Genomic DNA, 7,315 nt, shown 5'->3' with positions numbered 1-7,315 from the left:
CCGGGGCGGGGGGGGGGGCGGCGCCGCGGGGGGGGGGGGCGCCGGGGGGGGGGGGGGGGGCCCCGGGGGGGGGGGGGGCGGGGGGGGGGGGCCCGGCCCCCCCCCCCCCACTGCCGGTCGGGTGCGGCAGGTCAGCCGGCCTTCTGGACCGTCCACACCTGCGTGGCGCGGCCGTCGGCACGCTGGAGGTCGAGCAGCCAGTTTCCGTAGTAGGGCCGGTTGCTCACGGTCAGGGCGTAGCCGCCGGACGCGTCCGCGACGGTCACCGCGCCCCCGCGCGAGGAAACCCGCCAGTTCTGGGCGGAGTTGCTGCCGCACGGCTGCTGTGCGACCCAGACTCCGGCGGCCGGTGCGCTGCCGGCCTGGAGGCACTTGCCGGAGGCCGCGGAGCGGATCCGTACGAGCCCGCCGCCCGCGTCGTCGAAGTACCACTGCTGCGGCGCGTAGCCGTTGGCCCGCGCCCCGACGAGGACCGTGCCGTCGGCGGTCCGGCCGCCCCACAGCTCGGCGGCCATGCCGGTGCTGCCGTTGCCGAGCGTGTAGCGGGCACCGGGGGTGGTGGCGCCGCCGCCGGCGCCCACCGTACGGAAGGACGTGGTGCGGCCGGGGCCGCTGTCCCGGCCGGCGCCGTCGCGGACCGACACGGCGACCTTGTAGTCCGTACCGGGCTGGAGGTTGTAGATGCGCAGGACCTGGGACTGCGTCCAGGTCAGGTGCTTGCCGTTCAGCAGTACCTGGTACCAGGCCGCGCCCTCGACCTTGGGCCAGCTGACGACGACCGAGTCGGCCTTGAGCTGTCCCGCCGTCACCGCCGGACCGCCGGTCGGGCTCTTGGTCGGCTTGGGGCTGGGCGTGGGCGTCGGCTTCGGGCCCGGGTTCGGGTCGGTCCCGCCCCCGCCGCCCGTGCGCATCAGGAACTGGTTGTCGGCGATGTTCCAGTGCGTGGCGAGGTAGCTGCCCGGCTTGGGGTTGGTGTGGAAGTAGTCGTCGTGGTTGCAGTCGAGGATGTTCTCGGCGGCCTGGTTGGAGCACACGTAGCGCATCTGCGGGTAGTACGGGGTGTCCGAGTAGCACATGACGTCGTACTCGTCCGTGCAGTGCGCGCCGCGGCTGGTGTTCGGGGCGCTGTTGTTGACCGCCCCCAGGTTGTGGCCGAGTTCGTGCGCCGCGGTGTGGCCGCCCCAGCAGCCGGAGTCCGTCCGGCCGTAGGACGGGCCGAAGTTGCTCAGGTTGTCCTGGCCGTGCCGCTCGTCGCCGTTGAACGTGCCGATGCCGCAGTAGACCTGGGTCTCGGCGAAGATCATGTACTTGCGGTCGCGGCGGTCGAGTCCCTTGCCGGCGAGCGCGTTGTTGGTCGCGCTGAACTCCGAGAGGGCGGACGCGGGGAGTTCGATGTTCAGCACCGTCGGGGTGCAGTCGGCGGCCGTGACGTAGCGGATGTGCCGGACGCCACCGGTCTCCTGGGCGCTCGTCGAGTAGATCAGGTCCGCGTCGGCCGCCCACTTGCGGAACGAGGCGACGTACTCGGAGTACCGGTCGCGGTCGGGGCCGTGTACGTAGACCACCTGGACGCGGTTGCCGGTGCTGCCGTCGCCGTCGCACTGGACGGTCTGGCCCGCGGGACCGGTGGCGACGGCCTGGCCGCCGGACGACGGCGCGGGCGCGGGGGCGGCGGCCGCCTTGGCGGTGCGCGCGTCGGCGGCGGGCGCGTCCTGAGGACGCCCGTCGCCTTCGGTGCTCGCGGGGGCGGCGGCCTCGGGGTGGGCCGGATCGGCCGCGGCCGCCGTCGTCTTGACCGCCGGGGGTATCTCGGCCTTGATGTCGACGCCCTTGGGCGGCGCGTCGGGGCCGTGGGTGCACTGCCCCGCTTCGGTGCGGTAGACGCCGACGCAACGGTCGCCCTTGGGCGCGGCCTTGAGGCCGTCGTAGATCATGCCGCGGGTGTTCTCGTTCGCGGGCGCGGCCGACAGGGGCGCCGGCTCCTGGTCCCTGGCCGGTGCGGCGGCCGGGGCGAACGTCTGGGGGAGTGCTTCGGCCTGTGCTGGCTGGGCCGCCTGGGCGCCGTCGGCCAGTCCGGAGTAGGCGAGTCCCCCCGCTATCACCGCCGCCGTGGCCATGGCGGCGGTGATGAGTATGAACCGCCGGGGTTTGCGCCGGTGTTCGGGTCGTCTGCGATGTCTGGTCATGCGCACCTCAACTCGTTGGTCGGAAGAGTGGGTGCGCGGAAGCCTGCCAGACGGGTCGCCCGGAGAATTCGGACAAACGGGAAAGGGGTCCGTGATATCTGACCGTTACCTATGTGGCCGTATTTGATGAACCCTCATATTCCTTGCTCTACAAGGAAGTTACGCGCGTCGATGGGCATTGGTCCAGGCCTTTTATCGGCATCTCGTTATGTAATCGAGATATGAGCCAAAGGCTTGTTGACGGTAATTCAGTCAGCGATTCATCTATTTATTACCAGCCGAATTCCCGCCGTCACAAGCGGTGAGACCACCGGCCCCGTCAGGTGAGGGGCCGCAGCCGCGAAGAGGCGTGGACCGCCGTGGGCGGTACGGAGGAGGCTTCACGGGCGGCAGCGAGGGCGCTGCCCGCCTGCCAGGCCCGCCAGTCCAGGTTCCAGTCGCCGTAGCCGTTCCCGAACGGCGCCATCCTCTCGCCGCCGCTGTTCACCACCTCCACGACGTCCCCCTCGCGCACCGTCGCGAAGAACCAGGCGGCATCCGCCGTGCTCATGCCGGTGCAGCCGTGGCTGACGTTGTCCTCGCCCTGCGCCTCGACCGACCACGGTGCGGCGTGCACGTACTCTCCGCTCCACGTCACCCGCGTGGCATAGCGGACCGGCATGTCGTAGAACTCGCTCGTGCCGCGCTGGATGCCCACGGAGTCCCCGCGCATCCGGACCTCCAACTCCTTGCCCAGCACCACCTTGACGCCGGAGCGGGTGCGGAACCCGGCCTTGCCGGTGGTGACCGGGATCGTCCGGATGACCCGCCCGTTGCGGCGTACGGTCATCTCGTGCGCGGCGGAGTCGGTGACCGCCTCGATGCGGTCCCCGATGCTGAGGTCGAGGCCGTCCGAGGAGCCGCCGTAGGTGTGCTCGAGGACCTCGACCCCGTCCAGACCGCTGCGTACGTGCACCACCGCGTGGGCCGGCCAGTACGTGCGCGGCCGGTAGTGCAGCGTCGAATCGTCGACCCAGTGCCACCCGCCCTCCACCGCCGGCTCCGAGGTCACCTGGAGCGCCTGCTCCAGCCGGGCCCGGGCCGTCCGGTCGGTGGCCGGGACCGGGTGGCTGAGGGAGGCCGTCACGATCTGGCCCGCGCCGTACGTACCCTCCTTCGGCCCGAACTCCACCGTGAGCCGCCCGTCGTCCGTGGGCGGCGCCGTCCGGAACGCCATCGTCACGCCGACCGGTGTGCCCGCCGCGTCCTGGGCGCCGACCCGCACCGTGTACTCCTCCCCGGCGCGCAGCGGTTCGGTGGTGGACCAGCGCCGGTTCCCGGAGTCCAGCGCGCCGCCCACATAGCGTCCGTGCCGGTCGTGCACCGTGACGTCGGTGAGCCGCCCGGGTTCGACGAGCGCGATGTCGAGCGGCCCGTCGGCGTCCGTGGGCAGCGCCACCGTGGGTGCCGGACCGGCCGAACCGGCCGGCCCGCCCAGGACCGACCCGGCGCCCCAGGCCGTCGCCAGCACCCGCTGCTGCCGCCAGCCGTCGCACAGTCCGGCCTGGAAGGCCTGCTCCACCGCGCACCGCACGGCGACACTGCCGCGGCCGTCGTCGAGCGCCCTGCTGACCAGCAGGGTGACGGCCGCCTCCGCGCCGTCGGCGGCGAGCCGCGAGGCGTCGGATGCCGGCGGCCGGCCCGGCGCCGCGGCCACCACCAGGGCGGCCCCGGCAACCGCGGCGAGCGCGCCCCACAACCTGCTTCGTCCTGCCCCGTGTGCCGATGTCATCGCCACGCAGCCTTCCCGGATCGCCCACCGCCCGATCACGCCATCAAAACGATTGGCCGCCTTGATGATGATCACCCGCTCGGGTGGTGCCGCCGAACGAGCGCGCAAGACAACCCGCACGGAGCAAGGGCGCCGCCGCCCGCGGAGGCGGTGGTAGCTTCCGGCCATGGAACAGCGCATCAGCCTGATCACCCTGGGCGTCACGGACCTGGCCCGCTCCCGGGCGTTCTACGAGAGCCTCGGCTGGCGCGGTCAGGAGACCGAGGGGACCGTCTTCTTCCAGGCGGGCGGCCTGGCCCTGGTCCTGTGGAGCCGCGCGGAGCTGGCGCTGGACTCCGGGATCGAGGACAGCGGCCCCACGGGCTTCGGCGGGATCGTCCTCGCCCACAACGTGCGCGACCGCGAGGAGGTCGACGCGCTGGTGGCGGCGGCGGGGACCGCCGGAGCCACCGTCACCAGCGCGCCGGCGACCACCTTCTACGGCGGCTACGCGGGCACCTTCACCGACCCCGACGGCCACCCCTGGGAGATCGCCCACAACCCGGGGTTCACCCTCGCCGACGACGGCAGCCTCGTCCTGCCCGATTTCGGGGCCGCGGGGTGATCCCGGTCAGCGGTCCTCGGCGGGGGCGGGGTGCCAGGGGGTGGTCCAGTCGTCCAGGCCGTCGTCCTCCGCGGCGCCGTGGGTGAGACCGGCGGCCGCCGTCACCCGGTCCCAGGTGCCGTCGGCGCACCAGATGCGGAACCGTTCGGCCACCGTGTGCCAGGGGCCGTAGTGCGCCGGGAGGTCCGTCCAGGAGGCCTCCGTCGAGACCTTCCAGAGCATCGCCTCGACGAGGCGGCGCGGCGCGTGCCCGAACCGGACGGCCGGGGGGAGGAGCGCCTCGACCGCCGCCCACGCCGGGTCGGCGAGGTACTGCCGGCGGCGCGTCACGGCCGGTCCGCCGCGCATCCGCCCGGCGGCGATGAGCACCTCGGCGGCCCGCAGCGCCCCGTGGGGGGTCTGGTGCCCCATGAGCAGGCACAGGGCGTCGGCGGCGCTCTCCAACCGGCCGCGCAGCACCGGGTCGGTGGGAGCCTCCAGGGTGCGCCGGCGCAGGTCGCGCAGCCGGCCCAGGTGTTCCCGCACCCGGCGCGGATCGGGGCGCGGCGCGGCCGGGCGGCCCGGCCCGGACGGGGCGGTCGTGGTGCGGGCGCCACGGATGGCGGCGCGCAGGGCCTCTCGCAGCCCGGCGGGCAGATCGCGTCCGCTGACGAGGGCGACGACGGCCTCGGCCGTCTGCCGGGGCTCGCTGCGGGCGGTCCGGCCGGCGTCCGTCAGGAGCCGGCCGGCCGTCTGCGCGTCGCAGGGGACGAGCGCCATGAGCACGCCGGTCGCCCGGTCGGTCAAGGTCTTCACCGCGAGCGCCTCGGCGGCCGCGTCCGGCACGTTCCGGGTGCCTGCCGTCGAATCGTTCATCCGCCCCGTTCCTCCGCCCGAGCCGCCACGCCGGGTGGCATGGCCTGCCTGTCTAACACCGGCGGGCCGCGCCCCCGGGCGTGGCACGCCGAGCCGGCCGGCAGCCCGGCCGATTCCCTCCTCCCGGGATACGGCGCCGGCCCGGGCGTTGACGCGCCGTGCGGGGAGGCCGTGGTCAGGCGCGGGGCCTGGCCACGGCGGTGAGCCCGTAATCCAGTTCGGCGCCGTCGACGAGCAGGGCCTCCACCACGCCGCTGGCGGGATCGATGTCCGCCTCCATGCCGTCCCCCGCGTACCGCGGGTACCCCGAGGCGCCCGTCTCGCCCGTCGCCCGGACGACGGCGATGCGCACGGGTTCACCGGCCGGGGAGGCTTCACCCGGGTTCTCGGCGTTGGTGGGAACCAGCAGGATCTCGAAGGGCTGCCGCGACGTGTTCATGGGGAAGACGTTAACCAGGCCGGACGGCTCAGCGGGGGAGCACCCGCCGCGTCGCTGTTCTCCGGCGCTGACGGGCGGGCGTACGCGTCGGACCGTACGGCCCGCCCCTGACGTGGCCGCCGCGGTTCAGCGTGACGCCGGCGCGGCCGCGTGCTCCAGGACCGAGCGGACCTCCGAGGTGATCGCCCGCTCGTTGCGCTCGAACTCCGGGCCGGTCAGCAGCTGCGGATCGGCCGGCAGCCCGGTCAGGACGGGGGTGTGCAGGTGGCCGCCCGGCAGCGCCGGGGCGAGTTCGCCGCGCAGCCGGTTGGAACGGTAGGCCACCTCGTTGGAGAGGTAGCCGCCCCCGCCGCCCGCCACCGCCCGGGAGCCGGGGGTGGGGCCGTCGGGCCGGTCCACCGGGGCCGCGGCGCCCGCCGGGATCTCGGTGACCTCCGTGTTGAGCAGGACCGGGTACGGCGCCTGGACGGCCGCGGTCACCGCGCCGGCCGGCAGCGTGGTGGCGATGAACTCGGCGCCCGGGCCGAGACCCGGGGCGGTCACGGGGTGCTCGCGGGTGCCGCCCGAGAGGGCGCCGGTGTTGTCGGGGTACGGGTCCGCCGAGCGGGCCCGGCCGGCCCACGCCTCGAGGGTGAAGATGCCGGGGTAGCCCTGGCTGACGGTGGTGATGACGTCGGCCGGGGCGGCGCCCCCGGCCAGCCGGGGGGCGAAGGCCCGCTCCACGATCCCGGCGTCGAAGTCGGCGTAGCGCACGGGCAGGACGACGGCGCGGACCTCGGCGGGGCTCCCGTCGGCGAGGGTGATGCGCCGGCCGCTCAGCTGGAGGGCGGCGGAGCCGGACGGGTTCGCGCGGCGCAGCTCGGTGTCGAGCCCGAACGGGTCGAAACCGCTGATGAACACGCGCCGGACGCCGGGGGTGGCCCGGAACGCGTTGTCCGTGAGGCCGCGCGAGGCGTCCTCGAACCGGCTGCGCAGCGCGGCGCGGTCCACGGCGAACCCCGGTTCCCAGCGCGCCAGCTGGGCGGTCATCGCCAGCCGGGTCCAGTACAGCGGCCGGTCGTCGCCGGCCGGCAGGTCTCCCCCGGGCCGCCGGTCCCGGGCCCGCCGCACGGCGGACTGCCAGAGCGCCCCGCCCCAGCTGTCGAGCAGCCGGCCGGCTTCGGCCGGGCCGCGCACCCCGCACAGCGCGGCGGGGAAGCGCCGGACGAAGTCCCCGAAGCCGCCGCCCTCGATGAGGGCGGCGGTACGGGGGTCCGCGAGCCGCGCTTGCTCGGCATCCGGGGGGACGCTGAGGACGGTGCCGCAGGCGGCGCCGCCGGCCGCCTGCGCGGGGGCGGCGACGGCGATCGGGAGGAGGGCGCAGAGGATGGACGCGGCAGCCGCCGCGCGCCGTAAGAGCAACATGCGATGTGACATTACACAGCCGGGCCCGGGCCCGGCCAGGGCCTCTCCGGACAGCC

6 protein-coding genes are annotated in these 7,315 nt (G+C 74.7%); 1 reads left to right on the top strand and 5 read right to left on the bottom strand.

Annotated features, from left to right (window positions below; all coding sequences use genetic code 11):
• Positions 1–131 precede the first annotated feature (131 nt).
• Together ACWGH1_RS00460 and ACWGH1_RS00455 are read right to left on the bottom strand one after the other, a co-directional pair.
• Positions 132–2,186 carry an RICIN domain-containing protein gene (locus tag ACWGH1_RS00460; RefSeq protein WP_453408277.1) on the bottom strand — a complete coding sequence of 685 codons (2,055 nt, stop codon included), beginning with the start codon at positions 2,184–2,186 and terminating at the stop codon, positions 132–134.
• A 319-nt stretch (positions 2,187–2,505) separates the two neighbouring features.
• Positions 2,506–3,957 (bottom strand): Ig-like domain-containing protein, encoded by a 1,452-nt coding sequence (locus ACWGH1_RS00455; protein WP_453356034.1) that lies wholly within the window; start codon positions 3,955–3,957, stop codon positions 2,506–2,508.
• Between the two features lie 166 nt (positions 3,958–4,123).
• Here ACWGH1_RS00455 and ACWGH1_RS00450 point away from each other — a divergent pair, with 166 nt between their 5' ends.
• Positions 4,124–4,561 (top strand): VOC family protein, encoded by a 438-nt coding sequence (locus tag ACWGH1_RS00450; protein ID WP_453356033.1) that lies wholly within the window; start codon positions 4,124–4,126, stop codon positions 4,559–4,561.
• A 6-nt stretch (positions 4,562–4,567) separates the two neighbouring features.
• On the opposite strand, the gene ACWGH1_RS00445 is transcribed toward ACWGH1_RS00450, so the two are convergent.
• The 3 genes from ACWGH1_RS00445 to ACWGH1_RS00435 all read right to left on the bottom strand — a co-directional run bounded on the left by ACWGH1_RS00445 (position 4,568) and on the right by ACWGH1_RS00435 (position 7,259).
• Positions 4,568–5,416: a transposase gene (locus tag ACWGH1_RS00445; RefSeq protein ID WP_453408276.1), complete on the bottom strand. Its 849-nt coding sequence runs from the start codon at positions 5,414–5,416 to the stop codon at positions 4,568–4,570.
• Positions 5,417–5,591: 175 nt separating this feature from the next.
• Complete coding sequence (locus tag ACWGH1_RS00440; RefSeq protein ID WP_453357702.1) at positions 5,592–5,855, bottom strand: hypothetical protein; 264 nt, start codon at positions 5,853–5,855, stop codon at positions 5,592–5,594.
• Positions 5,856–5,981: 126 nt separating this feature from the next.
• A complete protein-coding gene (locus ACWGH1_RS00435; RefSeq protein ID WP_453408275.1) occupies positions 5,982–7,259 on the bottom strand; it encodes a pyroglutamyl peptidase in 1,278 nt (425 codons plus the stop codon).
• Positions 7,260–7,315 lie beyond the last annotated feature (56 nt).

The organism is Streptomyces sp. NPDC054883, assembly GCF_053610645.1.
The sequence above is the reverse complement of the archived record's forward strand: the minus strand, read 5'-3'. Positions and strand labels throughout refer to the sequence as shown.